Raw genomic sequence first — 26,580 nt, forward strand, 5'->3', positions numbered from 1 at the left:
AACGAGGTGACTGTCATGAAAGCCCACGTCGCATTGGGCATCGACGGCGGCCAACAGGGCTGCACCGGCCACGGGCGGTGTGCCGTGATGGCCGGTGACGTCTACGAGCTCGACGACAACGGATACAACGTCGCGCGCGGCACCTACGTGGAGGTCGCGCCTGGCCTGGAAGCCACGGCGCGACTGGGTGCAAAAGTCTGCCCGGAACGAGTAATCACGATCGAGGAATGAGCCGTCGGCCCGGTCCCACCGTCAGGGGGACGTGACGGGGTGCCGGGCCGACATTCTGAAGGGCGGCGACGTGAGCGTCACCGAAAAGGCTGAGATCGTGGTGGTCGAGGGCCGCGCTGAGGAGTTCGAGTCGGTGTTGCCCAAGGCACTCCCGCTGGTGCGAGAGGCCGACGGTTGCACGGGTGCCACCATCGGCCGCGGCGTCGAGTACCCGAACACCTTCTTGTTGTTGATTGAATGGTCTTCTCGAGAAGCGCACACCGCTTTCACCGGTACGAGCGAGTTCAGCGAATTTGTCGGTCTGATCAAGGAATTCTTCGCCGCCTCGCCCGGCACCGTGCACTACGCGCCGCTGAGCGTGTGACAGCCTCCCGCATGCGAACGTTGGTGTCCGGTGTCGCGCCGCGCATCCAACGCGTCGACCACGTGGCCCTCGCCTTGCCCGACATCGCTCCCGCCGTTCCGCTGTTCTGCGATGCGTTGGGCGCCACCTTCATCGCCGGCGGCGACAACCCGCTCAACGGCTTGCGCACCGTGCATCTGCAACTGCCGGGGATGAAACTCGAGTTGCTCGCGCCGATCGGGGAGCACTCGATCTTGACCCGCGGTCTGGCAGAGCGCGGACCCGGCCTGCACCACATCACGTTCTTCGTCGACGACCTGGCCGCGACGATCGACGCCTGGTCCCAACAAGGCCTGTCTACGGTGGGTACCAACGACAGTCAGCCGAACTGGCAGGAGACCTTCCTGCGCCCCACGGACACCTTCGGTGCGCTCCTACAGTTCGTGCAGACCACCCGCGACTGGAGCACGCCGACAACAGAGTTCGGCATCGACGACGTGTTGGCCGGCCGCGTGCAGTGGCGGGACCACGTACCGTGCCTCGACCCGTGACCGTCGCGGTCAGCTCACGCCGGCAAAGGCGAGCGCGTCGGCCCAGCTGCCGTGTTTGCCGATCATCCGTCGGTACTTCATGATCTCCGACGGCCGGTCGATGGTCAGCGCCCCGGTGATCCGCTCGCCGCGTCGATACAACGCGAGGAACGGCTCCTCCGCGACCACCAGGATCTCCTCCGCCGCGGGGATCCCGACGAACTGGATGCGCGAGTCGTACCAGTCCGACCAGAAGTAGGGCACCGCGGCGGACGCCTTCGCCTCGGCCGGGTTCAGCGCGTTACGCGCGGCCAACTGACCTTGCTCGGCGGCGTTCGTCCAGTGCTCCAGGCGCATCAACACCCCGTCGAACAGGGCGCTGGGGAAGCGCGCCACATCCCCGGCCGCCCACACGCCTGCCAGGCTGGTGGCCAGCGTCTCGTCGCAGACGATTGCGCCGTCCTCGTAGAGCGCCATGCCGGAGGACGCCAGCCACTCGGTGGCCGGGCGCACCCCGATACCCACCACGACCAACTCCGCGGGCAGCACCTCACCGTCGGCCAGGCGCACCCCGGTGACCCGCCCACCATCGGAGACCAGCCCATCGATGGCCACCCCGCAGCGCAGATCCAAACCGTGCTTGAGATGCAGGGCCGTCGCGGCCCGCCCGGTGGCCTCACCCACCGAGCGCACCAGTGGCACCGGCAGTGCCTCCAACACGGTCACCGGGACGCCGCGCTTGTGCGCCCCGGCCGCGATCTCCGAGCCGATGAACCCGGCCCCGATCACCACGGTGCGTCGACCGGCGTCCAACGCGGCGCGGATGGCCACGGCGTCGTCCAGCGTGCGCAGCGTGTGTACCCCGGACAGATCGTCGGCGCCGGGCAGGGTGCGGGGCGTGCAGCCGGTGGCCACGATGAGCCGGTCGTAGTTGACCGCGTCGCCACCCAGCAATACCTGAGTCGGCGTCAGGTCCGTGGCGGGCTTGCCCAACCGCAGCTCAATGCGCGACTCGGCGAAAAACGCCTCGTCCCGGAAGTGGCCCGGATCCGGAACACCCTCCACGTCCTCCTCGGGATTCAGGTACGCCTTGGACAACGGCGGCCGGTCGTAGGGCAGGTGCGGTTCGGCCCCGATCAGCGTGATCTCGACGTCCGCGTCGGCCTTGCGCGCTGCCTCCGCCGCCCGTAACCCGGCCAGCGAGGCGCCGACAATGACCAGCCTCATCGGGTCGGGTCCAAGATGATTTTGGTCGCCTGTCGTTCGTAGAACATCCGGTACGCCTCCGCGGCCTGCGACATCGGCATCCGGTGGGAGATCATCCGTGCTGGGTTGAGCTTGCCGGCCGCGATCAGGGCCAGCGTCTCGTCCATGTAGCGCGGGATGTTCATCGCGCCGCTGCCGTTCAGCCGGATGCCCTTGAGCCAGATCTCGCCCCACGGCAGGTCCAGCGACTCGTCGACGTAAACCGCGGGCACACTCAGCGACCCACCCGGCCGCGGTAGTCGGAACGCGGTCTGCAATGCCGACGGGTGACCGGCGGCGTCCACCACAATGTCCGCGCCGCGCCAGTCGGTGAGGTCGAGCACCGCGTCGACCGGGTCGGTCTCGTCGGGGTTGACGGTGATTGCGCCGTAGGTCTCGGCCTCCTTGAGTCGCTCGGCGACCTTGTCGATCACCACGACCTGACGGGCGCCCAGCGCCACCGCGGACATCGCCGCGGCGAGGCCAACCGGACCGGCCCCAACGATGGCGACGGTGTCGCCGGGTTCGAAGGACGTGCGCACCGCCTCGTAGCCGGTGGTCATGATGTCGCCGACGAGCAGGTAGTCCTCGTCGGTGCCCGCCCCGCCCTGCGGGATGCGCCGGCAGCAGATATCCGCGTTGGGCACCACCACGTACTCGGCCTGCCCTCCGTCGAGGTCGCCGAAGGTCAGGCCCAGTCCGAAGATCATCACCCCCGCGCACTTGCCCGGCAGTTGCTTGCGGCAGAAGTAGCAGTGCCCGCAGTTGACCACGCAGGACACCACGACGCGGTCGCCCGCCTCGAACAGGTTCACCCCGGCGCCGACGTCGGTGATGGTGCCGAAGAACTCGTGCCCCAGGCGCACGTCGTCCTCGAGTTCCAGCTTGCCGGTGTAGGGGCCCAGGTCGGTGCCGCAGATCGCGGTCTGCTCGACCTTCAGCAACACCTCGCCGGAGCCCAGCTCCGAGGGCCTGGCGACTTCTTGGACGGCGATCTCATAAGCCTTCTTCAGCACCACGGCCTGCATCGTCGCCACGGTACGCCTCCGTTCAGATGGGAACGGAGGTGAGTTTGCCGGCTTACTGGTAGCTGATCATCACCGGCGTCGGCTTCTTGGACATGGTGGCCTCGGGCGAGATCATCGGATGGTCCTTGGTGTAGAAGTCCTTCCACCCCAGCCACTTCACACCCGGCGGGATCACGCTCTTCACCACCTTCCAGGTGGCGTCCTTGTCGTACGGGAAGCCCTGACCGTCCATGTGCACGAGCACCGCGAGGTTGTCGTGCGAGGTGTTCAGGTCGGACTCGTCGAGGACCATCGACTTGCGGAACTGGTGCACCACGAACAGCTTCTGCGGCAGGTCATAACGGGCCGTCAGATCCGAGAGCCAAGCGCTCACCGAGTTCAACTCCCAGGAGTAGATGGAGCCGATCTGCCCCAGCGGGTGCTGACCGGGCTGCAGTTTCCACTCCGGGTCCACCGCCAGACCCACGTAGGGCAGCTTGAGCAGGTCGGTGTAGATCTTCGCCTGGCTCAACGCATTGGCCCGACCCGGCTGCAGGTCCAGCACCACGTACATGCCGGCGGCGCCGGCCTGCTCCACCCACGGGCGTAACTGCTCCACCGTGGACTCACCGGAGTAGTCGCCGTCCGTGCCGGGCACGCCCTGGGCGGTGGTCGCGATGATCTCGAAGGTCGGCACCACGGGCACGTCGGACAGGTGGGTGTACTGATCGGCGACCCGCTTGGCCCGGGCGATGCTGGCCTCCAGACCCTGCGCACCCAGCACACCCAACTCCGGGGCGCCCGGATGCCCGTACAGCGCGACCAAGCGGCGACCCGGGAAGAACAGCGCGCCGCCGCCGGGGATCTGCAGACCGGTCTCCGCGGTGGCCAACCGGGTGGCCATCAGCGATGCCGAGCCGAATGCCCCGCCCACGCCGAGGATCTGCGTGGGCGGCTTGGAGGACAGCGTCTGCACTGCGCAGAACCCGGCCCGCGGGTCGGCCACCGGCACCGTGACCACGCGGGCACCGGCGGCCAACGCGGTCGCGGTGGTCGCGATGTTCACCGCCCGGTCCACGCTCGGCGCGACGTCGGTGGCCTGCTGCACGAACACGGTCAATCCGTCCAGGGCCTTGCCGGGCTGGGCCTGCGGCAGTGCCTCGGCGTTGTCCACCACCTGAACCTCGGGCACCGCGGCGGCCAGGTCCGCGGCCACCGCAGGGTCGGTGGCCAGCACGGCCTGCGGGTGCAGCCGACGGATCTCCTGCGCCCATGCGCTGTCGGACAACGACCGCGCCGATGCAGTGGCACTGGGGGTGGCCGACGCGGTTTCACTCGGCGTTGCGGTATCGGTCGGGCTGGTCGACGCCACGTCGCTCGGCGTGGTCGACGGCGACGGGGATGACGACGGGGCCGAACCCGGGGTCGGGCTCTGCGTCGGCTCCGGCGCAGTGAGCGGGATCGAGGTCGGCACGCAGTCGTCGGCGGAACCGTCGGTCGGTGCGGCCACCGCCACCGACGGCATGTCGCTGGGCTCCGGGCTCTCGGTGGGCTCCGTCTCGGTGGCACCGTCCGATGGCTCCGCGGTGGCACCCGGCGTGACGTCGGACGGGCTCAGCCCCGATGTCAGGTCGGTGTTCTCCTGCGCGCTGGCGCCGGGCGTGGGGGTGGGTCCCGCGGTCTGCTCGTCGGTCGGCTGCGTCGTCGGCGACACACACGGCGCGGAGCTGTTCGCGGTCGGCACCGCGGACGCGGTCGTGCTCGGGGTGGGCGTCGGCGAGGCGGTCTGCGACCTGCCCGGCGTCGACGTCGGCGACGCCGAGTCGGCCGGCACGGCGTTGGTGTCCAACAACACCGGGGCGCCGATGGTCCGGGCCTTGTCCGCAGCCGCGCGCAACGCGGCGCCATCCGCGGCCGCGGCGAGCACCACCACCGGGGCGCTGTCGAACAACTGGGTGGACAGTCCGGCGGTCACCAGCTCAGGGTCGGCGCCGCCGACCACGGTGGAGCAGTCCGTGGGCAGGTGCAGCGACGCGGCGACACCCTTCGCCGACAGGCCCTGCTGCTTGTCCGGGGCGCCGGAGTCGCTGCCGCCGCAGCCGGCCAGGGCCAGCGCGACCACCGCGCAACCGGCAGCGGCGCGCAACCGGCGGGCCTTCCCGAACGCAGACCCGGTCGACACGCAGCCCCCACCCTAGGAAATTTTCAAGATCGTTCACGTCACGGTACTGGTGTGCCGACCCCTGCGCGGCCCATCCGCCGGCGACGGTCAGGATTGCGGCGTGTCGCCCCAACCGTTCCCCGTCCGTGCCGCCGACCTCCGCGATGTGCCGGCGTTGTTGGCGCTGGTGCACTCCGCCTACCGGGGCGAGTCCTCCCGGGTCGGCTGGACCACCGAGGCCGACCTGTTGGATGGCCCGCGCCTGGATGCCGACCTGTTGCTGGCGGAACTGACCGACCCGGCGACCACGGTCCTGCTGACCGCGGACGAGCACGGGCCGGCGGGCTGTGCAACGGTCACCGACCGCGGGGACGGGTTGTTCTACTTCGGCCTGTTCGCGGTGCGCCCCGGCGCCCAGGGCCGCGGCATCGGCTCGGCGCTGCTGGACGCCGCCGAGGCGCACGGTCGTGTCCGCGGCGGCACGACGATGGAGATGACGGTGATCAGCGTGCGGGCCGACCTGATCGCCTGGTACGCCCGCCGCGGCTACCGCGGCACCGGCGAACTTCGCCCTTTCCCGTACGGCGATGAGCGGTACGGACTGCCGCGCCGCGACGACCTCGAGTTCAGCGTGCTGCGCAAGCAGCTGGCCGCTAGCGTGCAGTAATGAGGTTGCCGGCGGTCGCGGTGGCGACCGCCGTGCTGGCCGCGCCGAGCCTGGCGCCGTCCGGTGTCCCGGCCTCCTCGGTTGGCTGCCCGAAGCCGGCCACGCACACGGTGCGCGCGGCGCCCGGCTCCGGGCACACGGTGGCGCTCACCTTCGACGACGGGCCCAGTGACTGGACGCCGAAGATCCTCGCGGTGCTCGCCCGGAAGAAGGTGCACGCCACGTTCTTCGACACCGGCAAGCACGCCGCGCAGTACCCGCATTACGTGCGCGCCGAGCTCGCCGCCGGACACGTCGTCGGCGACCACACCTGGGACCACCGCTATCCGCGCACCACCCCGTGGACCGAGGCATACCTGCGTGACCAAATCGGCCGCACGGCCAAAGAGCTGCACGAGATCACCGACGCCCCGGTGTGTCTGTTCCGCCCGCCCGGCGGGTTCTCGTCGCGCACCCTGGCGCCGGTCGCGCGCGAGTTCCGGATGAGCGTCATCGACTGGAGCGTCGACCCGCAGGACTGGAGGCAACCCGGTTACCGCTCGGCCGCGGCGACCGACCGCATCGCCACCGCCGCCCGGCCCGGCGGCCTGGCCCACCCCATCGTGATTCTGCACGCGGGCAAGGCAAGCCACGAGCCGGACTCGCAGGTGTCGTCCTACCGCGGCAACACTGTCGCTGCGCTACCGACGATCATCGACTGGTACCGCGCGCACCACTACCGGTTCGTCACGCTGCACTGAGGCGGCGTCAAATCGCTTCCACCACGGCCCGAATACGCTCCAACGTCTGGCGCATGCCCCGCACGTTGGTCTTCGTGCGCCTGGCCCCGAACAGCGTCCAGTACGCCCGGATGATCAGCGAGTCGGACAACGCGAACGACTCGGTGACCTCGGTTGCGGCCTCGTTCGCGCGCAGCGCGTAGCGCCAGGTGTTCACCCCGGAGGTGCCCGGGGCCTCGACCACGAACGCAAACACCCGTTCCGGCTCGCACTCCACCACCCGGCAGCTGGTCCAATACATGGGGCCGCGGCCGTTGCGCTTGACGTGACCCTGGAACTTCGCCCCGACCGCAGGGCCGGTGGCCCCGCCGATCCAACGACCCGCCAGTGTCTCCGGGGAGAACTCACCGATCCGGGTGACGTCGCTGACCAACGCCCACACTTCGCGCGCCGGTGCACGCATGCTCACCGTCACCGATTCCGCCAGGGGCATCATGCTGCCACCCTATGAAGCATCGCTTCGGAAGATCCGGGAAGTCTGTCGACTTGGACCGGAAAACAGCCCTCCAGCACGGTTGAAGGAGCACTGGTGACGCGAGAAGTCCGCATCGGCATCCAACTGCAACCGCAGCACGCCAGCTATCGGCAGATCCGCGACGCGGTGGCCCGGGTGGAGGACCTCGGCACCGACGTCGTCTACAACTGGGACCACTTCTATCCGTTGTACGGCGAGCCCGACGGGCTGCACTTCGAGGGCTGGACGATGCTCGGCGCCTGGGCCGAGGCCACCTCCCGCATCGAGATCGGCTGCCTGGTCACCTGCAACAGCTACCGCAATCCCGAACTGCTCGCGGACATGGCGCGCACCGTCGACCACATCTCCGACGGCCGGCTGGTGCTGGGCATCGGCTCGGGTTGGTTCCAGCGGGACTACGACGAGTACGGATACGAGTTCGGCACGGTCGGGTCGCGACTGGATGTGCTCGCCGAATCGCTGCCCCGTATCCAATCCCGGCTCAACAAACTCAACCCCGCGCCAACCCGACGCATCCCGATCCTCATCGGTGGCGGTGGAGAACGCAAAACGTTGCGTCTGGTCGCCAAGCATGCCGACATCTGGCACGGCTTCGGCTCACCCGACGAGATCGCGCACAAGTGCAAGGTCCTCGACGGCTGGTGCGCCGAGGTCGGTCGCGATCCGGCGGACATCGAGCGCTCGGTCGGGGTGGGGGAGAAGGACCCGACCGAGGTCGCCGATGACCTGCTGGCCGCCGGGGTCACCCTGTTCACCGTGGCCGCCGGCGGCCCGGACTACGACCTGAGCAGGCTCAAGGAGTGGATCCACTTCCGGGACGCCCACAACGGCTGACCGCGGCAAAATCGCCCGCGACACGTTCGGCCGTTTGACCCGCGGATGTCCGTTTGGTCCGTTACTTTGAAGCGAACGTCACATCTGATACCCGGGGAGAGGTCGATGCGTCGAGCGTTCGGGACTTTGATGGCCGCAATGATGCTCGCGGTGCTGGCGGCCGGCTCGGCGATGGCCGCGACCGCTCCGGCGGGGCCACCTGCGGCCCCCGGTGGCCCGTCGCTCCCGTTGTGCCTAGGCGTCGACGTGCTCGGTCTCGACCTAGGCCAGGGCAGCGCGTGTGCCTCCGGAGTCGCCCCGGCCTGAGGTGAGCGTTCCCCCGGACCCCTGGGCGGAGTGGCTGCTCCACCGACGCGACGGTGATGACCCGGCCACCCGGGAGGTCACCGCACGCGCGCTCGCGCGTATTCGGGACAAGGTGCTCAACGATGCGGCGGTCGCCCCCGGCGATCGCGTGCTCGACGTCGGCTGCGGCGACGGGCTGATCGGGTTGCGCGCGGCCGAGCTGGTCGGCCCCGACGGACATGTGACGTTCACTGATGTGTCCGCGTTTTTGTTGCGTCATGCCGCGGACGCCGCCGCGGCAGCCGGTCTGGACAAGCGCTGCTCGTTCGTGCAGAGCGCCTTGCCGGACCTGGCGGAGCTGCCGGACGCGTCCTTCGACGTGGTGACCATCCGCTCGGTGCTCATCTACGTCGCGGACAAGGCCGCCGCGCTGGCCGCGGTGCACCGGGTGCTGCGACCCGGCGGTCGAGTGGCGCTGTTCGAGCCGATCAACAGCTTCGGGCAGCCCGCCGACCCGAACCGGCTGTGGGGCTTCGCGGTGGACGGTGCGCTGGCCGAGGCGGCTGCGGTGAGTCGGGCCGCCGCGGCCAATGCGCCGGAGCACGCCACCATGCTGAACTTCGACGAACGTGACCTGTTCCGGCTCGTGCAGCAGGCCGGGCTGGTCGATGTGCGGATGGATTACCACGCCGAGGTCGGCGCGGGCACGCCGCCCGCCACGGACGTCGATTCCTTTCTGGCCACCGCGCCGAACCCGTTGGCGAGCAGCTACGGCGAACTGCTTGCCGCTGCGCTTGCCCCGGACGCGGCCGGCCGACTGCGTGCGCGGTTGGCCCGCGCGCTCATCGAACGCGACTTCGTGCGTCGGGCCGCCGTGGTCCACCTGGCCGCCCGCCGGCCCAGCTGAGCCGAGGGTCTGACGCCGCCTCAGTGCAGGCGCAACCGGGCGCCCAACCCACTGGCCCGGGCGGCCGGGTGCTGGACCGCGCGGGCAACCGCGTCCGCGGACCCGATCAAGCGCACCGAATCGGTGGCCCGGGTGATCGCGGTGTAGAGCGTCTGTCGGGTGGCCAGCGGAGAACTCGCCGCGGGCAGCAGCACGCTGACCGAGGCGAACTCGCTGCCCTGAGCGCGGTGCACGGTCATCGCATGCACGGGACGGTGGGCCGGCAGCCGGCCCAGCGGCACCAGGCGCACCGCGTTGCCGCGACGGAAAGCCACCCGCGGCCCGTCCTCGGTGGCCACCACCACGCCGGTGTCGCCGTTGAACAGCCCGAGATCGGCGTCGTTCTCGGTGATCAGCAACGGCTCTCCCACCCGGTGCGCGGCCACCCGCCCCGCCTCGGTCAACCAGCCGCTGACCCGTGCCGTCCAGTGCCGCACCCCGCGTGGTCCCAACCGGTGCGCGCACAACACGCGGTGCGCGTCGGCCGCCGCCAACGCCGCCGCGCCGTCGCCCGCGGTGGCGGCGTCGAACATGGCCGCGCCGGTGGTCAGCACGTCCGCGCGCAGGTCGGCCAGTACGGCCTCGGGCAGGTCGGCGTCATCGGCGACCTCCACGAACGCCACCGTGCCCGCGCCGTCCCGCAGTGCGTCCAGCGTGGCCTGTGCATCACCCCGGCGCACCGCCGCGGCCAGCGCGGCGATCTCCCCGTGTTCGTGAAACCGTCGGGTGCGGCGCAACCGCACTACATGTCCGCCGAGGGCGGAGGATTCCGGGTCGGCGGTGAGGTCGCCGAGCACGGCGCCGGCCTCCACCGACGCCAGTTGATCGGCGTCGCCGACCAGCACCAGTCGTGCGGTGGGCCGCACCGCCTCGATCAGTCGGGCCATCAGCGTCAGGGACACCATCGAGGTCTCATCGACGATCACCACGTCGTGCGGCAGGCGGTTGTCCCGGTCGTGGGAGAACCGGCTGCGGCTACCGGGCCGGAACCCGAGCAGCCGGTGCACGGTGGTGGCCGCGGGCTCGCCGACCCGGCTGCGGTCGTCCTCGCCGAACCCGGCGACCGCGCCGCGCACCGCCTCGGTCAACCGGGCCGCGGCCTTGCCGGTGGGGGCGGCCAACGCAATGCGGGGGGTGGGCCCCGGTTGGTCGTGCAGCAGCGCGAGCAGCCGGGCCACCGTGGTGGTCTTGCCGGTGCCGGGCCCACCGACGATCACCGCCAGCCGGCTGCGCACCGCCTGTTCGGCGGCCGCGCGTTGGTCGGCGTCCGCCTCCGCGCCGAACAGCCGGGCCAGCCCGGCGGCCAACCGTGCCTCGTCGAGGTCCGGAGCTGCCGCGGCGGCGCGGCTCAACAACCCGTCGGCCACCTCGCGCTCCTGGCCGAAGTAGCGGTCCAACCACATCGAGGTGCCGACCAGGCGCAGCGGCCGACCGGGCGGGTCCTCCTCGCCGGCGACCAGTGGGCTGGCCGCGCACCGCGTCACCCAGTCCGCCGGGTCCGGCCAGGGCAGCGGGATCGGCTCGAGCAGGACGCCGGTCTCCTCGCTGTCCGGGCTGGTGGTCTCCGCGGCGGTGGCCAGATCCACCACCACCGAACCCTGTCGGGTACTGCGAACGACCAGCGCCGCGGCCAGCAGCACGACCTGGTCGGTCTCCCCGCCCAGCCGGCCCAGCGTGCTCGCCACGTGCACATCCGCGGCGGTCAGCACGCCCGCGGCGTTGAACTGCGCGAGCAGGCCATCGGCCCGGCGTGCGGTGTCCGGGTGGTGTTCGGGCAGGGTGCCGATCATCTTTCACCCGCCAGGAACTCCGAGGTGGCCACCACGGCTGCCGGGGCGGGCCGCCAGGCATACACGCCGGGGACGTCCGGGCCCGCGTCCGCGCCGGACATGCCGCGTAGGAACAGGTACAGCGCACCGCGTAGGTGCCGAGCCGGGTCGTAACCAGGCTGACGCCACGTCAGATAGCGGTGCAGCGCGACCTGGTAGAGCAGCGCCTGCAGCGGGTAGTCCGCGGCGAACATGGCCGTCTGCATGGCCTCGGTGCGGTAGTGCCAGAGGTTCGGCTCCTCCTCGGCGGGATGCAGCCGGTTGGTCTTGTAGTCCACCACCAGGTAGCCCGGCGCCTCGGGGTCCGAAACCCGCAGCACCACATCGATACTGCCGGTCAGATATCCGCGCAGCGGCTGGTCGGCGAGATCGGGCGAGCTGAGCCGCGGTAGCCAGGCGCGCACCGGGTCCGCGGCGGCCAGGTGCGTCTCCAGCACCGGAGCCAGCTCGGCCAACCGGATCAACCGTCCGGGCCGGTCGCCGCCGGCCAACGGCAACTCGAACTCCAGCTCAGAAAGCCGATCGGCGGCGAAGGCACGCAGTGCCCGCCCGCTCGCGCTCACGCCCAACGGGGTGTGCAGCGCGGGCAGCAGCGCGGTCCCGAGCTCGTTCCCGGTCAACTCCGCGATCGGGGTGCGGGCCAGCGCGACGGTCGCCGCGGTCACCAGCGCGGCCACCGGGTCGGCCGCGGCCAGATCGACGGTCTCCAGCACGGTGTGCACCACCGTGCCGAACGCGGCACCGGCGGGCAGCAGGGCGAACGCCGGCGCCGGCACCACCGCGACGGGCTCGACCGGTGGGACGGCGGTGTCATCGGCGTCGGTGGGTTCGTCGACGGTGCCGGGGGATTCGGCCTCGGCGAGCCCGGCGAACAACGCCGGCCCGGCCTCGTGCGCGACCGCGGTCAACGAGCTGTACGAGCTACGCCGCCACGCGGTGTCCAGGGTGCGGTCGAAGCGGGCCGCCACCGGCTCGCCCACCGGCGCCGCGGCCGGGGTCCACCGTGGCGTCGCGGAGAGCACCGCGGTGACCACCGCCAGGCTGCCGGCGGACGCCGCCGCGCGTTCGCCGATCAGCGTGCGGGCGCCGGACTCGTCGGGCACCGGCACCCGGGCCGGTGGACTGCCGGGGCCGCGCGGGCGGCACAACAAGCGGTGCACCGCGGACTCCGCGGTGATCGTGGATCGGGCCCACCACACGGTCAACGCGGACCGCGCCCTGGTCGTCGCGACGTAGAGCAGTCGCAGGTCCTCCCCGGCGTCCTCCCGCTGGTGCGCCCGCACCGCCTCGACCCAGCCCGCTCCGCTCGGCCCGCCGACGTCGCGGCAGCGGCGACCCTGCTTGTCGTGGAACAGCGCCACCGCCGGTTCGCTCACGTTGCGGTCCCAGCCGAACGGCACGTACACCAGCGGGAACTCCAAGCCCTTGCTGGCATGCACCGTGACCACCTGCACCGCGGCCGCGTCGGAGTCCAACCGGCGGCTGCGTTCCGGGTTGCCCTGCGGTGTCGCCGCCTCCTCGATGCGGCGGCGTAGCCAGGTCAGCAGAGCGGGCAGGCCCAGCCCGTCGCGCAGCGCGGCCGCGTGCAGGATCTCCCCGACGTGACGCAGATCGGTGGCGTGCCGTTCCCCCCCGACCTGGCCGAGCAAACCGGCCATCGTGGCGTGGGCGGCGTCCACCGCGGTGAGCAACGCGGCCACCCCACGCTCGGCCAGCACTGCGCTCCACCCGCGCAGCTGGTGCGCCAGGACGTCGTGCGCCGCTTCGCCACCGGCGTCCAACGCGGCCGCGTCCCAACCGATGAACGCGGAGACCGCCAACCGGCGCACCCGACCGACCCGATGCGGTTGTTCCACTGCCTCCAGCAACACCAGCCAGTCCCGCGCGGCCGCGGTGGCGAACACGTTGCTGGTGGCCCGCAGCACGCTGGGCACTCCGACCGCGACCAACGCGTCGCGCGCCTGCTCGGCCTGCAGATTGCTGCGCACCAGCACCGCGATGTCGCCCGGCCGCACCGGCCGCCATGGACCTGACGGGTCATCAGCGATGGTGCTGCCCTCGCCGAGCACCTCGACGATGGCGGCCACCAGATCGCGGATCACCAACGGGCGCACGCCGTCCACCAGCGGCGCACCGTTGCTCTTGGTGGGCAGCCCGGCGGTGGGCACGATGCGCACCTGCACGGGTGGGCGGGCATCGGGGGTGCGCAGCAACGGTGCCGGTCGCCCGGCGGCCACCGGGCCGACCACGATCTCGTCCTCGCCCAACGCGGCGCCGTCGAACAGCGTGTCCAGGCCGCGCAGCAGCGCGGCGTCGCTGCGCCAGTTGAAGTGCAGCGTGGCACGGGTGTCCGCGACCGTGGCGGCGGCGAGGTAGCTGTGCACGTCCCCGCCGCGGAAGGCATAGATGGCCTGCTTCGGGTCGCCGATCAACACCAATGTGGCGTGGCCGTGGAAGGCGCGGTGCAGGATCTCCCATTGCACCGGGTCGGTGTCCTGAAACTCGTCGACCAGCACGAATCGGTAGCGGCCACGCAGCCGCGCGGCCACGGTCGGGCCGTCCTCGGAGTGCGCGAGCACCGCGGCCAGGTGGGCCAATAGGTCGTCGAAGCTCATCGCCCGACGCTCGCGCAATCGGCGGGCGACTTCGGTGCGTACCGCGGTGGCGAACCGGGACCGGGTGCCGGCCCGCTCGTCCGGCTCGTCGCCGTCGGGCAGCAGTCGGGCATGGGTGTCCGTCGCGGCCTCGCGGGCGATGGCCAGGGCGTCCTTGGCACCGAACAATGGATCCCCGGTCGGTGCCCAGCGCCGTAGGTACAGGTCGAGAGCGACCTCCTGGACCAGATCGCCGAGATCCTCGAGCAACTCCGTCGAGGGATCCGCGTCCGCCGCGGTGCCCAGCGAGCGGATCACCAACTGGCAGAAGCCGTGCGTGGTGGCGATGGTGGCCGCGTCGAAGTCCACGCACGCCCGGGCCAACCGGACCTGCCGGGCGGCCACCTCCGGCGGGCTGCCCGCGGCCAGGTGGGCCAACAACGGATCGGGGTGCGGGCCGGGTCCCAGCGCCAGCACGTCGCGTGCTTCGCTCAACCGTTCGCGGACCCGCTCGCGCAGCTCGCGGGTGGCGGCGCGGCCGAAGGTGATGAGCAGGACGTCGCGCAGGTCGGCCGCACCTTCCGCGACGAACCGGGTCAGCAGTGCGGCGATCGTCCAGGTCTTACCGGTGCCCGCGGAGGCCTCCAACAGCGTGGTGCCGGTGGGCAAGGCACCGAGCACGTCGAACGGCACCGGGGAAGGTGAGTGTGTGGTCATGGCGACCCGCGCCGTTCCGCGGCGAACACCGGCGCCCACACGGTGGCAGCCATCGTCGCCAACCGCGCGATGCCGAGGTCGGCCAAGGTCGCGTCCCGACCCCAGACCAGTCGGTGCGCGTCCTCGACGACCTCCCCGCCCCAGCGGGTACGCCATTCCCGTTCCGCCGCGGCCAACGCGTTGTCCGGGTTCATGCCGCGGTGCACGGCGAGGGCGTAGGCGTGCGCGGTGTTCACCGGCAACGGCAGCGGAGCGCGGCGGCCCTCGTCGGCGAGCGCGATCAACTCGGCCAACGCCGCGGTGGCCACCTCGGCGGACACCGGTCCGAACACCTTGCGTGCGGCGTCCTTACGGTCCCGACCGGCCACCACGGCCTGCCAGGCCCGGCCGGGTCGCGACACGGTCAATGCCAGCAGGTCCATCCACGCGCCGAGCAGATGCTTGGCCGCCACCTTCGAGTACGAGACCCGCAGCACCGTGTCCCCGCGCACGCCACCGACCGTGCCGCGTAGCGTGCGTGCGACGCCGACCACGCGCAGGTCCACGTCGACGTCCAGGTTCTCCGCGGAGACCGCCAGGTAGGGCCGGGCCAGCACCGCGACGGTCTCCGCCGTGCTGCCGATGCGTTTCGCCTCCCGCTCGCCCAATGCGGCCGGCGGCAACGCGCCCCGGCGTTGCTCGATCGCGATGCAGTGACCCGGTGGTACGTCCCGCAACCGGGCGGCCAAAAACCGATCGCCGATCTCCCACTCGGCCAGCCCGCTGAGCTCCACCGGCAGCGTCGCGGGTGGTTCGGGGTCCTCGGTGGACAACCGCACGCCGAGGCGTTGCTCCAGGAATCCGCGCGCCGGGCTGAGCAGCATGCGGCGCAGGTCGTTCAGCTCCACGTCGCCCGCGGGCAAAGCCGGCAACGGCTCGGCGACCAGCCGGGGCCGGGGGCGGCGTTCGGAGAGCATCGCCCGGGCGCCGGCCAACGCGGCGGGGTCAAAGCTGACGGTACGTCGGATCGTGCCGCCGGCGCCCACCCCAAAGTTGCGTGGGTCGAACGGCTGCAGCGGGTGACGCACCGTCACGGCATCGCGTACCCGGCCGCCATCGGGCAGCCGGGCCACGGTGCCCAGTGCATCCGCCAGTTCACCCAGCGGAACGGCGGGCGGCACCGCCAAGCCGGTGCGTTCGTCGGCCCCGGTGTACAGCACGATCAGGTGCTCGCCGGCCGCACACACCGCGTCCAGCAACAGTTGGCGGTCCTCCGCCCGCGGGTCGCGTTCCCCATCGCGCGGGGCGCGGGCCAGCAGGTCGTCGCCGTCCACCACCCCCGCCCGGGGGAACGCCGCGTCGTCCAGTCCGAGCAGCACCACCACCCGGTGCGGTACCGAGCGCATCGGCACCAACGTGCAGACAGTCAAGGTGCCGGTGCGGAACCCGGATCGAGTGGGCCGGCCGGAGGCGCGGGCGGCCCACAACGCGGTCATGTCCTTCAGGCTCAGCTCGATGTCGGAATCGCCCGCCGCTTCGGCGATCTCGGCCACCTCGGTGGTGAGCGCCGCGCCCTGCCAGGACTCCAGCGGCGCGGCCACCGCGAGTACCGCGTCGGCGAGTGACCGGGTCCATTCGGCCACCGGCTGCGCAGACGTGAACGCGAGCACCGCGGCATGCACCCGGTCAATGAATTCGGCGAACCGGCCGAGGCGGTCCAGGTCCGCGGAGTCCACGTCGTCCACCGGGACCGCGTCGGCCAGCCACCCGCTGCCGTCCTCCATGGCGGCGCCGAGCAACAACCGGTCCAGCCCGTCCCGCCAGGTGCCCTGCGCGGTGTTGGACAGCTTGTACCGCGCGCGGTGTGGGCCGTCGAGCCCCCAACAGATGCACGCATCGGCGACCCAGCCGCGCAGCCGCGCGACGTCGTCATCATCGAAACCGAAGCGGCGGCGCACCGCGGGGGAGGAGGCCAGGTCCAACATGTCCGGCACGGTGACCCGACCGGCGGCCAGCCGTAGCAACGTCGCGGCCACCGCGAACAACGGATTTGCGCTGTGCGCGGACCGGTCGGCCAGCCGCACCGCGAGTGCGGCGGCCGGGTGCGCGAGCGCCGCGTGCTCCTCGGCGTCGACCCCGCCGCCGAACGCCGCGGCGATCAACGGCGCGAACTCCTCCACGTCCGGGCACATCACCACGATGTCCCGTGGCTGCAGACTCGCATCGGCCGCCAGCCGTTCCAACACCACCTCGCGCAGCACCTCGACCTGCCGGGTGCGGCCGTGGCAGGCGTGGAAGGCGACGCTGGTGTCGTCGCGATCCAACGGCAGGGCAGTGGCGGGCACCGCGTCCAGGGCCAGCGCCACCTGTAACCGGCCGAGCAGGGTGTCCGGCCGGGGCGGCGCCGGAAGCACGTGATCGACCAGGTCCGGCGCGAGCGCCAACAATCGTCGCTGCAACGCCTGGACATCGCGGGACAACGAGATCAGCAACGGGTGGTGGCCCTCCCGGCCCTCGGCCACCGCGGCCCACAACGCCGGGGAGGCGTGGTTCAGCCACAGGTGCACCTCGCGGTGCCCGGCCAACGCGGCCAGCACCTGCAGCCGGGAGGTCGACAACCGGTTCGCGCCATAGACGGAGAACCGCTCCGGCAACGCCGCCAGCTCCGGGTGTGCGTGCAACCGGGCCAACGCCGCGGGCAGTTGCTCGGCCGGCGCCGGCCCACCGATCCGCTCCCGCAGCATCCGCCAGATCCGCGGCTGCCAGCGCAGATCCGGCGGCAATGGGTCGGTCTCGGTGTCGTCCAGCCCGGCCGCCCAGCCGGCCAGCATCCCCGGCCGCTCGCGGCCGTAGCGCACGAACGTCGCGGCCAACCGCGCCGCGGCGGGGAACCGGCGGTCGCCCTCGGCGAGCCGGCGGGCGAGTCGTTCGTCGGCGCCGTCCAGCACCGCGAGCAGCGGCCACACCAACCGCTCGGCGTCCCACGGATCCCCGTCATCGGCGGCATCCGGCAGGGCCGCGGCCAATGCCGCGTCCAGCAGCGGACCGGGCGCGGGGAACAGCACGTTCGCGCACACCCCCGCCCCGCCGTCGCCCGCACCGAGCACGTGCGACAGCCGCTGGGCGAGCCAGCGCTCCACACCCTTGGCGGGCACCGCGACGATCTCCGCGGCGAACACATCGCCGACCGGAGTGCCGAGCAACGCGGCCAGGCCCTCGACCAGAACGTCCGCATCCGCGGACCGGTGCACGTGCAACATCGCCGCTCACCTTCTCAGCAGCCACCGACAACTCCTACGTCGCATCCACCACCCACCCCCCGTCCGCCCTTGGCGTGTGGGGCTATCACGCGCCGTGGATAGCCCCACACGCCATGAGAGGTGTGGTGTTGGCGGGGTGGAACGATGCGCGGATGCTGCTGCCCGACGGACTGCGCACCCCGGCGCTGCTGGTCGACCTGGACCGGCTGGAGGCCAACGTGGCGGGCATGGCCGCTCGGGCGGCCGAGGCCGGCTTCGCGCTGCGCCCGCACGCCAAGACCCACAAGTGTCTGCAGGTCGGGCAGCGACAACTGGCCGCCGGCGCCGCTGGACTGACCGTGGCCACGGTCGCCGAGGCCGAGGTGTTCGCGACGATCTGCCCGGACCTTTTCATTGCCTATCCGCTCTGGGTGGACGCCGAGCGCGGCGCCCGGCTGCGCGGGCTGCGCGAGCGGGTCAGGTTGTCGGTGGGCGTGGACTCCGCGGAGGGCGCCGCGGCCCTGGCCCGGCAGGCCGGCGCCGGCCTGGACGTCCTGGTGGAGATCGACAGCGGTCATCACCGCACCGGGGTCACGCCCGACCGGGCCGGTGAGGTAGCGGCCGCTGCGGCCCGGGCTGGGCTGGTGGTGCGCGGGGTGTTCACCTTCCCCGGCCATTCCTACGCGCCCGGCGCGGGCGCGCCCGCCGCGCATGACGAAGCGCAGGCGTTGGCGGCCGCAGCCGCGGCGCTGCACGCCGTGGGCCTGGACGCGGTGATCCGCAGCGGCGGCTCCACCCCGAGCATCGGCCACACCTCGGGTGGGACGGTCACCGAGGCCCGCCCCGGTGTCTATGTATTCGGTGACACCCAGCAGCTCGAACTCGGCGCGATCGGTCCGGACCACCTCGCGTTGGTCGCGGTCGGCACCGTCGTGCACCGCGGCCCGGAGAAGGTGGTGCTGGACGCGGGCAGCAAAGTGTTGGGCGCGGACCGACCGGCGTGGGCGTCCGGATTCGGTTACCTGCCGGCCCACCCCGAGGCCGCGGTCATTGGATTGTCCGAACACCACGCGACATTGCGCTGGCCGGGTGAACTTCCGGAGCTCGGCAGCCCGGTTGCGGTGGTCCCGAACCACGTCTGCAACGCGGTGAACCTGGCCGATGAGCTGCTGATCACGCGTGCGGGCCGCGTGATCGAGGCCTGGCCGGTCGCCGCACGCGGGGCAAATACCTGACGGGACGAAAACTCGGGCGCCGCGCCCTTGCCGGGTCCGAACGGGGCAATCCCGGACCGCTTTCCACAATTCGTCATTCCACGACGGTGCCCACATTTGCGCGCATAGCCTGCGCGCACGGTTCAGGGCAGTTGAGGGGATGTCGCGACACCGGGGGGAGCGGGATGCAACGTGGCCATTGAGCGCGTGCGGGTGCGTCTGGTCGCCCTTGCGGCATTTGCCGCGCTCGGCGTCGCCGCGTTCGGCCCGGCCGCGGCCGCGACCCGGGCGGTGCCCGGCCCGCGCTGGGTGCAGGTACAGGCCGCGCAGCGCGCGGATGCGCACCCGTTCCGCTCGGAGGTGCTGCACAACCGGTACCTGATCACGTTCGACCCCCGGACCAGCAACGACGAGGTGGGCAGCGCGCTGCGGCACGCCGAGGCGGCGGGTGGCGAGGCCTACTACCGCTACTCCCGCGCGGTGAAGGGCTTCGCGGCCGAGCTCACGCCGGAGGCGCTGCGCCGACTGCGCACCGATCCGTCGGTGGCCGGCATCGAGCCGGACGCAACGATCGCCATCGCGTCCAGCGAACCCAACCCGCCCAGCTGGGGGCTGGACCGCATCGATCAGCACACGCTGCCCCTGGACAACGACTACAGCTGGTCGGAAACCGGTAAGGGCGTCACCGCTTACATCATCGACACCGGCATCCGGTCCACCCACCAGGACCTCGCGGGTCGCGTACTACCGGGGTACAACATCGTCGATGACGGCCATGGCACCGAGGACTGCAACGGACACGGCACGCACGTCTCCGGCACCGTCGGCGGCACCACCTACGGCGTGGCCAAGCAGATCGATCTGGTGCCGGTGCGCGTGCTGGACTGCGACGGCACCGGGACCATCTCCGGCGTGGTCAAGGGTGTGGACTGGGTGACGGCTCATCACGACGGTCCGTCGGTGGCCAACATGAGCCTCGGTGGGGTCACCTCCGACACCCTGGACGCCGCGGTCGCGAACTCGATCGCGCACGGGGTCAACTACGTGGTGGCCGCGGGCAACGACGACGACGAGGCCTGCGCGTACTCACCGGGCCGGGTACCCGCGGTGATCACGGTGGGCGCCGTCGGGCGCACCGACGCCCGCGCGGAGTTCTCCAACTACGGCCAGTGTGTGGACCTGTGGGCGCCGGGTGAGGACATCGTGTCCGACTACGGCACCGGCGACAGCGACATCTCCACGCTGTCCGGCACCTCGATGGCCTCCCCGCACGTGGCCGGTGTGGTCGCCCAGTACCTGCAGGCCAATCCGAATGCCACCCCGGCACAGGTGCACGCCGCGATCGTCGGGTCCAGCAGCCCCAACGTGCTCTCCGACCTCGGCGACGGCTCGCCGAACAAAATGTTGTTCTCGCTGCTGCCCGCGCTGCTGAGCGGGCACGGCCCGACGATCAACCCGCCGCTGATGGTGCTGGGCCCGGCCACGACAAAGTCGGACGTGTCCGCGCCGGTGCAAATCCTGCTCGGGGCCGGCACCGATCCGGCCGAGGCGATCAAGAGCTACGAACTGCAACGCAGCGATGACGCCGGCAAGACCTGGTCCGACATCCCGTTGCCACAGCCGTTGGCCCGATCCGTGGTCACCACCATGAACACCCGCACCGTGCTGCTGCGCGCCCGCGCCCTGGATCCCGCGGGTCACGCGGGACCGTGGGCCACCGGCCCCACGGCGCAGTTCACGCTGTCCGACCAGAACACCCGCACCGCCTACGCGCCGAGCGCTCGGTGGTTCAGCGTCAACGTGCCCGACGCGCAGGACGGCACCCTGGCGATGAGCAGCGACGACGGTGCCACCGCCACGTTCACCTTCACCGGCACCCAGTTCGCCTGGATCGCCGACGAGTCCAGCGCCCGCGGCCAGGCCGCGGTGATTATCGATGGTGTGCAACAGGCCGTGGTCGACCTCTACTCGGTCACCCCCGGCGCGCAGCGCGTCGCCTACCTGGGCACCGGGCTGGCGTCCGGCGCCCACACCGTGATGATCAAGGTTCTGCACCGCAAGAACGCCGCGTCCACCGGCTACCTGGTCGGGGTGGACGGCTGGGCCACCGCCGGCTGACGGCGAGGTATCAGGCGCCGCACGCGGCGGCGTGCCGGACGGCATACCGGTCCGCCAACCCGTGCAGGGCGCCGGCGCAGTCCCCGGAAAACGACGAGCCGTGCATGATCGCCAACGTGGTCGGGTTCAGCTCGGCCAGCCGCCGGATGGTCGGCGCGGTGTCCGGGGTCAACGAGGTGCCCCGGAACATGGTCTCGGCCGCATCGGCCGGCTCGACCACGTCGGATTCGGTCACCGCGGGCCCGCGGCCCAGATGGGCGAACAGGTCGCTGCAGAACAACGTGCCGGTGACTTCCTCGTACAGCAACCGCGCGTCCCAGCCGTGCGGCACGTGCGGGGTGTCCAGGTGTCGCACTCGCTTGCCGCCGAGGTCGATCACCTCGCCGTCGGCCAGTGGTCGGGGCGGGCGGTCGGCGAGGTCGTTGAGCGAGACCATGCAGCCCATCGCGCCGTGCGCCACCTCGGCCTGTGGGGCAGCAGCCAGGAACGCGTTCATCCCGCCGCTCTCGTCGGCCTCCAGATGGTCGAAGGTGATCCAGCGCAGCGATTCGACCGGCAGCACGGTGGACACCGCGGCGCTGACCAGCGGGAACATCGCCCGGTGCCCGCAGTGGAAGAGCAGCGGCTGCTCGGCCCGGATCAGGAACTGGTGGAAGGTGAACCCGGTCGGACCGATGTCCCGGACGAACGTGGCGATGCGAAATATGTCCTGGGCGATCTCGTCGATCGTGGTGTCCGGTGCGCCGTCCATCATTTCTCCCTACCATGGGTTGCGGGTCCGTACGGGTGCGCCATGTGTCCCCGGGTCTCATTTGAAAAAGCCGTCGCGGGAACCCAGTTCGGCTGGGGCCGCGTTCGTGCGAAGCGCCGCGAGGCGACCATCGCACCACGACGGACCCAGCCAGCCCACCGGTAACGCCGGTGGGCTGGTGTTCTTAACGGCTCGCGGCCACCCGACGTAACACCTCGACGGAATCCGAGGTGACGCCGTCCACCCCGAGGTCGATCAGCGCCGTGGCCCGCGCCGAATCGTTCACCGTCCAGGTCATCACCGGTGTCCCGGCCGCGTGCAGCCGCGCCACCACCTCCGCGGTCAGCAACCGGTGTTGCACGGTCACCGCGGCGTCCGGCACCGGTGCTCCGGACAGCACGGTGGCCAGCGCGGTCGGGTCGGCCACCGTGCGCCAGGTGGGATAGCCGTGCCCGCGCAATGCCTCCAGCGTGTGCCAGCCCTTGGTGCTGACCAGGCAGCGTGCCGGGTCCAACCCGTCCGCGACGAGATACTCCACGAGTTCCGCCGCCGCCTCGCCGGTGTCGGTCTTCAGGTCCAGCAGGATCCGCGCCGGTTCCGGCACCATCGCCACCGCGCCGGCCAACGCGATCTCCCGCGCGGCTCGCCGCCGCACGGTCAGCGACCAGCGATCCCGGCGTAACCGACCCAGCCCGCCGAGCGGCAGGAAGTGCGAGCTGACCAGCACCCCGTCGATGGCCTGCACATCGATCTCGAACACCGACACCCCGAGCGCCACCAACTCCGCGCACCCGGCGGCCGAGGCCGGCGCGCGGTGCGCGATCGCCGTCACCACGCGCCCAGCCTGCCAAGCCGCTGCGGCTATTCCGACGCCAGGTAGGACAGACTGGACCCAGCCAGCCACCGATCAGGAGAAGGTCAGGCACCCATGTCGTTGCAGAAGGGCGAGCGAGCCCCGGACTTCGAGCTGCCCGACCAGGCCGGCACGCCGCGTCGGTTGACCGACCTGCTGGCCAGCGGTCCGGTGGTGCTGTTCTGGTTCCCGGCGGCGATGACCCCGGGGTGCACCAAGGAGGCCTGCCACTTCCGCGACCTCGCCGCGGAGTTCGCGAAGATCGGTGCGCAACGGATCGGCATCAGCACCGACGACGTGACCAAGCAGAAGCAGTTTCACGACAAACACGGTTTCGACTACCCATTGTTGTCCGATGCCTCCGGTGCGGTCGCGGCGCAGTACGGGGTCAAACGTGCCGGGATGCTCGGACGGTTGGCGCCCACCAAGCGGGTCACCTATGTAATCGGCGCGGACCAGACGATCCTGGACGTGATCAGCTCGGAACTGAAGTTCGCCGACCACGCCGACAAGGCGTTGGCCACGCTCGGCGCCGGCTGACTTCGGGCCCCGGGAGCCGCGACCGACGATGGCTGACGCCGCCCAACTGCTGGCCGCATTCGCCCTGGTGCTGGCCTGCGGGGTCTTCGTGTCCGCGGAGTTTGCGCTGCTCTCCGTCAACCGGCCGGCGGTGGAGAAGGCCGCGCGCGACGGTGATCAGGGCGCCCGCGGGGTGCTCACCGCGCTGCAGTCGCTGACCACGCAACTGTCCGGGGCGCAGGTCGGCATCACGCTGACGAACCTGGCCATCGGGTTCCTGGCCGAGCCCGCGGTCTCCGACCTGCTGCGCCCGCCGTTTCTGGACTGGGGCCTGTCCCGCGGTGCGGCGGACACGCTGTCCGCCGCCACTGCGCTGGCCGCGGCCACCGTGGTGACCATGGTGATCGGCGAGTTGGTCCCGCAGTATCTGGCGCTGGCCCACCCGACCGCGGTGGCCCGCTTCGTGCAGCGGCCGCTGCGCGTGTTCACCGTGGTCACCACCCCGCTCTCGCACGGCTTGAACGCGGCCGCCAACCGCGTGGTCCGCTCGTTCGGTGTGGAACCCAGGGAGGAGTTGGCGCAGGCTCGCAATCCCGAGGAGCTGGTGTTCCTGCTGCAGCACTCCGCCGAGCAGGGCACGCTGCCCGACACCACCGCGGACCTGTTGCGCAAGGTGCTCACCTTCGACGACAAGCACGCCTCGGATGTGATGACCCCGCGCTTCCGGGTGGCCACGGTCAGCGCCGCGGACACCGTTTCCGAGCTGTTGGACACCGCCCGGCAGACCGGTCGCAGTCGGTTCCCGGTGGTCGGGGAGACCGTCGATGACGTGCGCGGGGTGGTCAGCCTGCTGGACGCCTACGCGGTGCCCGTCGAGCGCCGCGCACAGACCCGGGTCGGGGAGATTGCCTCCGCGCCGCACCTGGTGCCCTCCGTGCTGCCGGCGGACGACCTGTTGGCCGGGCTGCTGGGGGAGTCCCGGCAGTTGGCGATCGTGCTCGACGAGTTCGGCGGTCTGGACGGGGTCGTGTCGTTGGAGGACCTGCTCGAGGAACTCGTCGGTGATGTGCTCGATGAGCACGAGCACGATCCCTCGCCGTACGGGATGCCCGATCTGAACGCCGAGGGCACCTGGACCCTGTCCGGGCTGCTGCGCCCCGACGAGGTCGCCGAGCACACCGGGGTCGAGATCCCGGACGGCGGCGCGGTCTACGAAACCTTGGCCGGCCTGGTGATGGCCACCCTGGGCAAGGTGCCCGCCGCGGGCGATGAGGTGCAGATCGACGGCGTACGACTGCGGGTGCTGAGCATGGACGGCCGCCGGGTCGACCAGGTCGAGTTGTTCGCCCCGCCGCCCACAGAGCCCGAGGAGGGGGAGGAGGTATGAGCGGGGCGCTGCTGGTGTCGGTGCTGCTGTTGGCCGCCAATGCCTTTTTCGTCGCTGCTTCCTTCGCGCTCGTGTCGGCCCGACGCTCGCAGATCGAGCCGTGGGCCGCGGCCGGATCGCGGCGGGCGCGCCGGGCCCTGCACGCGATGGAACACCTGGCCGAGCAGATGGCCGGTGCGCAACTGGGCATCACGGTGTGCTCGGTGGGTTTGGGTGCGCTCGCCGAACCTGCGCTGTCCGACCTGCTCGACGGGCCGGTACGTGGCGTCGGCCTGCCCAGCGGCTCGGTTGAGCCGATCGCGTTCGTGCTGGCGCTGCTGATCGTGGTGTTCGCCCATGTGCTGCTCGGCGAGATGGTGCCGAAGAACTTCACGCTCGCGCTGCCGGAGCGCACGGTGGTGGCCCTCGGCCCGCCGCTGAGCCGGTTCTCCCGGGCCCTGGGCCCGGTGCTCTTCGCGATCCGGGGCAGCGCCAATGCTGTGCTGCGGGTGCTGCGGATTTCACCGACCGACGCGGTGGAGCACGCCTTCGGGCTGCCGGAGGTGGCCGCCATGGCCGCCGAGTCGCACCGGGAGGGCCTGCTGGATGACGAGGAGTACCGCTTGATGGCCCGAGCGCTGGACTTCACCACCGCGCGGGCCGCGGACGTCGCGATCCCGATGGCGAAGCTGCACACCCTGCCGGTCGGGGCCGGTTCCGCCCGGGTGGAAGAGCTCGCCGTGCGGACCCGACACATGCGCTTCCCGGTACTGGACCCGGCGGGCCGAGTGGTGGGCTATGTACACGCGAAAGACCTGTTGCACGGGGTCAATGGGGACGGTCGCGGGACCCCGCAGCTACGCCCACTGCCGGTGATCGCGGCGGAAACCCCATTGCCGGAGGCGCTGACCATGCTGCGCGAGGCGCGAGCCCCCATGGCGGTGATCGGCAACCGGGCCCGACCGACCGGTGTGCTCACCCTCGACGACGTGGTCGTGGCGCTCGTTCGAGCGGGTCGGCCGACCCCGCCCGTAGCCCCCTGACCTGTATAAATACGGTCATCATTGGACACGACACGCGCGGCCCGGCACGCCACGCGGAAGCAATTTGACTCTCCTCGGACGCGCTCGTAATGTTGCGCCGTCGCCTGAACGGGAGCACCGGACACACTGTGGCCGGTCCTTTGGCGGCCCCCGGAAAAGTCTTCAACCGCGAGGCCACATCGGCTGAGCGGTTGAACTGCTGTGGGGAGCAGGTCCGCGGAAACCCCGATTTGACGGGGTAGAGGCAAATGCGTAAGCTAGGAGAGTTGCCCCGAAAACGGTTGAGAGACCCGAAATCGGTGTGCATCCGTACCTTGAGAACTCAACAGCGTGCCGAAAGTCAATGCCAAATAACCCCGTGGGTGGGTGCCTTTAGTGCACCCACGAAACGGATTCCTTTGGTCGTCGGAACGGGTTCGTCAGTGGCCCGAACCGACTGCCAGGACACTCCGGTGTCTGCTCCGCTGCTTCGCCGCAGTGGGGTGCACGACAAAGACATCAACGGAGAGTTTGATCCTGGCTCAGGACGAACGCTGGCGGCGTGCTTAACACATGCAAGTCGAACGGTGAACCACTTCGGTGGGGATCAGTGGCGAACGGGTGAGTAACACGTGGGCAACCTGCCCCTAGCACTGGGATAACCCCGGGAAACCGGGGCTAATACCGGATATGACTCCGAGCGGCATCGCTTGGGGTGTAAAGGATTCTGGCTAGGGATGGGCCCGCGGCCTATCAGCTTGTTGGTGGGGTAACGGCCTACCAAGGCGACGACGGGTAGCCGGCCTGAGAGGGCGACCGGCCACACTGGGACTGAGACACGGCCCAGACTCCTACGGGAGGCAGCAGTGGGGAATA

Annotated in this window: 22 protein-coding genes and 1 rRNA gene; 14 read left to right on the forward strand and 9 right to left on the reverse strand. The window is 71.1% G+C overall.

All coding sequences use genetic code 11. From position 1 onward, the window contains the following. Positions 1-15: 15 nt before the first annotated feature. The 3 genes from VGJ14_16805 (at position 16) to VGJ14_16815 (ending at position 1,125) form a co-directional block, all read left to right on the forward strand. The gene (locus VGJ14_16805) at positions 16-231 is read left to right on the forward strand and encodes a ferredoxin (protein ID HEY2834091.1); all 216 of its coding nucleotides are present in this window, start codon (positions 16-18) and stop codon (positions 229-231) included. A gap of 70 nt (positions 232-301) precedes the next feature. Continuing rightward, positions 302-595, forward strand: coding sequence for an antibiotic biosynthesis monooxygenase family protein (locus tag VGJ14_16810; GenBank protein HEY2834092.1), 294 nt, complete (start codon positions 302-304; stop codon positions 593-595). 11 nt (positions 596-606) lie between these two features. Next, positions 607-1,125 carry a VOC family protein gene (locus VGJ14_16815; protein ID HEY2834093.1) on the forward strand — a complete coding sequence of 173 codons (519 nt, stop codon included), beginning with the start codon at positions 607-609 and terminating at the stop codon, positions 1,123-1,125. Positions 1,126-1,134: 9 nt separating this feature from the next. Here the strand turns inward: VGJ14_16815 and VGJ14_16820 are convergent, their stop codons facing one another. From VGJ14_16820 to VGJ14_16830, 3 genes are read right to left on the reverse strand one after another with little or no spacing between them, the layout of a single operon-like run. Next, positions 1,135-2,331 carry an FAD-dependent oxidoreductase gene (locus tag VGJ14_16820; protein HEY2834094.1) on the reverse strand — a complete coding sequence of 399 codons (1,197 nt, stop codon included), beginning with the start codon at positions 2,329-2,331 and terminating at the stop codon, positions 1,135-1,137. Then, positions 2,328-3,377 (reverse strand): alcohol dehydrogenase catalytic domain-containing protein, encoded by a 1,050-nt coding sequence (locus VGJ14_16825; GenBank protein ID HEY2834095.1) that lies wholly within the window; start codon positions 3,375-3,377, stop codon positions 2,328-2,330. The genes VGJ14_16820 and VGJ14_16825 overlap by 4 nt, the downstream gene beginning before the upstream one ends. 52 nt (positions 3,378-3,429) lie before the next feature. Continuing rightward, positions 3,430-5,538 carry a hypothetical protein gene (locus VGJ14_16830; GenBank protein ID HEY2834096.1) on the reverse strand — a complete coding sequence of 703 codons (2,109 nt, stop codon included), beginning with the start codon at positions 5,536-5,538 and terminating at the stop codon, positions 3,430-3,432. Between the two features lie 100 nt (positions 5,539-5,638). Between VGJ14_16830 and VGJ14_16835 the strand changes: the two genes are divergently transcribed. Beyond that, positions 5,639-6,184, forward strand: a complete 546-nt coding sequence (locus tag VGJ14_16835; protein ID HEY2834097.1) for a GNAT family N-acetyltransferase — start codon at positions 5,639-5,641, stop codon at positions 6,182-6,184. Then, positions 6,184-6,924 carry a polysaccharide deacetylase family protein gene (locus tag VGJ14_16840; GenBank protein ID HEY2834098.1) on the forward strand — a complete coding sequence of 247 codons (741 nt, stop codon included), beginning with the start codon at positions 6,184-6,186 and terminating at the stop codon, positions 6,922-6,924. The genes VGJ14_16835 and VGJ14_16840 overlap by 1 nt, the downstream gene beginning before the upstream one ends. 7 nt (positions 6,925-6,931) lie before the next feature. Here the strand turns inward: VGJ14_16840 and VGJ14_16845 are convergent, their stop codons facing one another. Then, positions 6,932-7,399, reverse strand: a complete 468-nt coding sequence (locus VGJ14_16845; protein ID HEY2834099.1) for an SRPBCC family protein — start codon at positions 7,397-7,399, stop codon at positions 6,932-6,934. A gap of 93 nt (positions 7,400-7,492) precedes the next feature. Here VGJ14_16845 and VGJ14_16850 point away from each other — a divergent pair, with 93 nt between their 5' ends. The 3 genes from VGJ14_16850 to VGJ14_16860 all read left to right on the forward strand — a co-directional run bounded on the left by VGJ14_16850 (position 7,493) and on the right by VGJ14_16860 (position 9,464). Then, positions 7,493-8,272, forward strand: coding sequence for an LLM class F420-dependent oxidoreductase (locus VGJ14_16850; GenBank protein ID HEY2834100.1), 780 nt, complete (start codon positions 7,493-7,495; stop codon positions 8,270-8,272). A gap of 105 nt (positions 8,273-8,377) precedes the next feature. After that, the gene (locus VGJ14_16855; GenBank protein ID HEY2834101.1) at positions 8,378-8,578 is read left to right on the forward strand and encodes a hypothetical protein; all 201 of its coding nucleotides are present in this window, start codon (positions 8,378-8,380) and stop codon (positions 8,576-8,578) included. Position 8,579: 1 nt separating this feature from the next. Further along, the gene (locus VGJ14_16860; GenBank protein ID HEY2834102.1) at positions 8,580-9,464 is read left to right on the forward strand and encodes a methyltransferase domain-containing protein; all 885 of its coding nucleotides are present in this window, start codon (positions 8,580-8,582) and stop codon (positions 9,462-9,464) included. Between the two features lie 20 nt (positions 9,465-9,484). Here the strand turns inward: VGJ14_16860 and recD are convergent, their stop codons facing one another. The 3 genes from recD to recC are packed head-to-tail and all read right to left on the reverse strand — an operon-like array spanning position 9,485 to position 17,882. Beyond that, complete coding sequence (recD, locus tag VGJ14_16865; GenBank protein HEY2834103.1) at positions 9,485-11,293, reverse strand: exodeoxyribonuclease V subunit alpha; 1,809 nt, start codon at positions 11,291-11,293, stop codon at positions 9,485-9,487. Next, positions 11,290-14,619, reverse strand: coding sequence for a UvrD-helicase domain-containing protein (locus VGJ14_16870; GenBank protein ID HEY2834104.1), 3,330 nt, complete (start codon positions 14,617-14,619; stop codon positions 11,290-11,292). Before VGJ14_16870 ends, recD begins: the two co-directional genes overlap by 4 nt. Before the next feature lie 20 nt (positions 14,620-14,639). Beyond that, on the reverse strand, positions 14,640-17,882 hold the full coding sequence (gene recC / locus VGJ14_16875) for an exodeoxyribonuclease V subunit gamma (protein HEY2834105.1): 3,243 nt from the start codon (positions 17,880-17,882) through the stop codon (positions 14,640-14,642). Between the two features lie 152 nt (positions 17,883-18,034). Here recC and VGJ14_16880 point away from each other — a divergent pair, with 152 nt between their 5' ends. Then, positions 18,035-19,096, forward strand: coding sequence for an alanine racemase (locus tag VGJ14_16880; protein ID HEY2834106.1), 1,062 nt, complete (start codon positions 18,035-18,037; stop codon positions 19,094-19,096). A 171-nt stretch (positions 19,097-19,267) separates the two neighbouring features. Then, positions 19,268-21,193, forward strand: a complete 1,926-nt coding sequence (locus tag VGJ14_16885) for a S8 family peptidase (GenBank protein ID HEY2834107.1) — start codon at positions 19,268-19,270, stop codon at positions 21,191-21,193. A gap of 10 nt (positions 21,194-21,203) precedes the next feature. On the opposite strand, the gene VGJ14_16890 is transcribed toward VGJ14_16885, so the two are convergent. Both VGJ14_16890 and VGJ14_16895 read right to left on the reverse strand, forming a co-directional pair. Beyond that, positions 21,204-21,944 carry an MBL fold metallo-hydrolase gene (locus tag VGJ14_16890; GenBank protein ID HEY2834108.1) on the reverse strand — a complete coding sequence of 247 codons (741 nt, stop codon included), beginning with the start codon at positions 21,942-21,944 and terminating at the stop codon, positions 21,204-21,206. Between the two features lie 184 nt (positions 21,945-22,128). Next, a complete protein-coding gene (locus VGJ14_16895) occupies positions 22,129-22,779 on the reverse strand; it encodes a glycerophosphodiester phosphodiesterase (GenBank protein HEY2834109.1) in 651 nt (216 codons plus the stop codon). A 93-nt stretch (positions 22,780-22,872) separates the two neighbouring features. Between VGJ14_16895 and VGJ14_16900 the strand changes: the two genes are divergently transcribed. From VGJ14_16900 to VGJ14_16915, 4 genes are all read left to right on the forward strand, one after another. Continuing rightward, positions 22,873-23,337 (forward strand): peroxiredoxin, encoded by a 465-nt coding sequence (locus VGJ14_16900; GenBank protein HEY2834110.1) that lies wholly within the window; start codon positions 22,873-22,875, stop codon positions 23,335-23,337. 28 nt (positions 23,338-23,365) lie between these two features. After that, entirely contained in the window at positions 23,366-24,703 is a 1,338-nt protein-coding gene (locus VGJ14_16905; GenBank protein HEY2834111.1) for a hemolysin family protein, read from the forward strand. After that, entirely contained in the window at positions 24,700-25,725 is a 1,026-nt protein-coding gene (locus tag VGJ14_16910; protein HEY2834112.1) for a CNNM domain-containing protein, read from the forward strand. Before VGJ14_16905 ends, VGJ14_16910 begins: the two co-directional genes overlap by 4 nt. A 498-nt stretch (positions 25,726-26,223) precedes the next feature. Then, positions 26,224-26,580, forward strand: a 16S ribosomal RNA gene (locus VGJ14_16915); the annotation flags it as partial.

This window comes from Sporichthyaceae bacterium (genome assembly GCA_036493475.1).
GTDB lineage: Bacteria > Actinomycetota > Actinomycetes > Sporichthyales > Sporichthyaceae > DASQPJ01.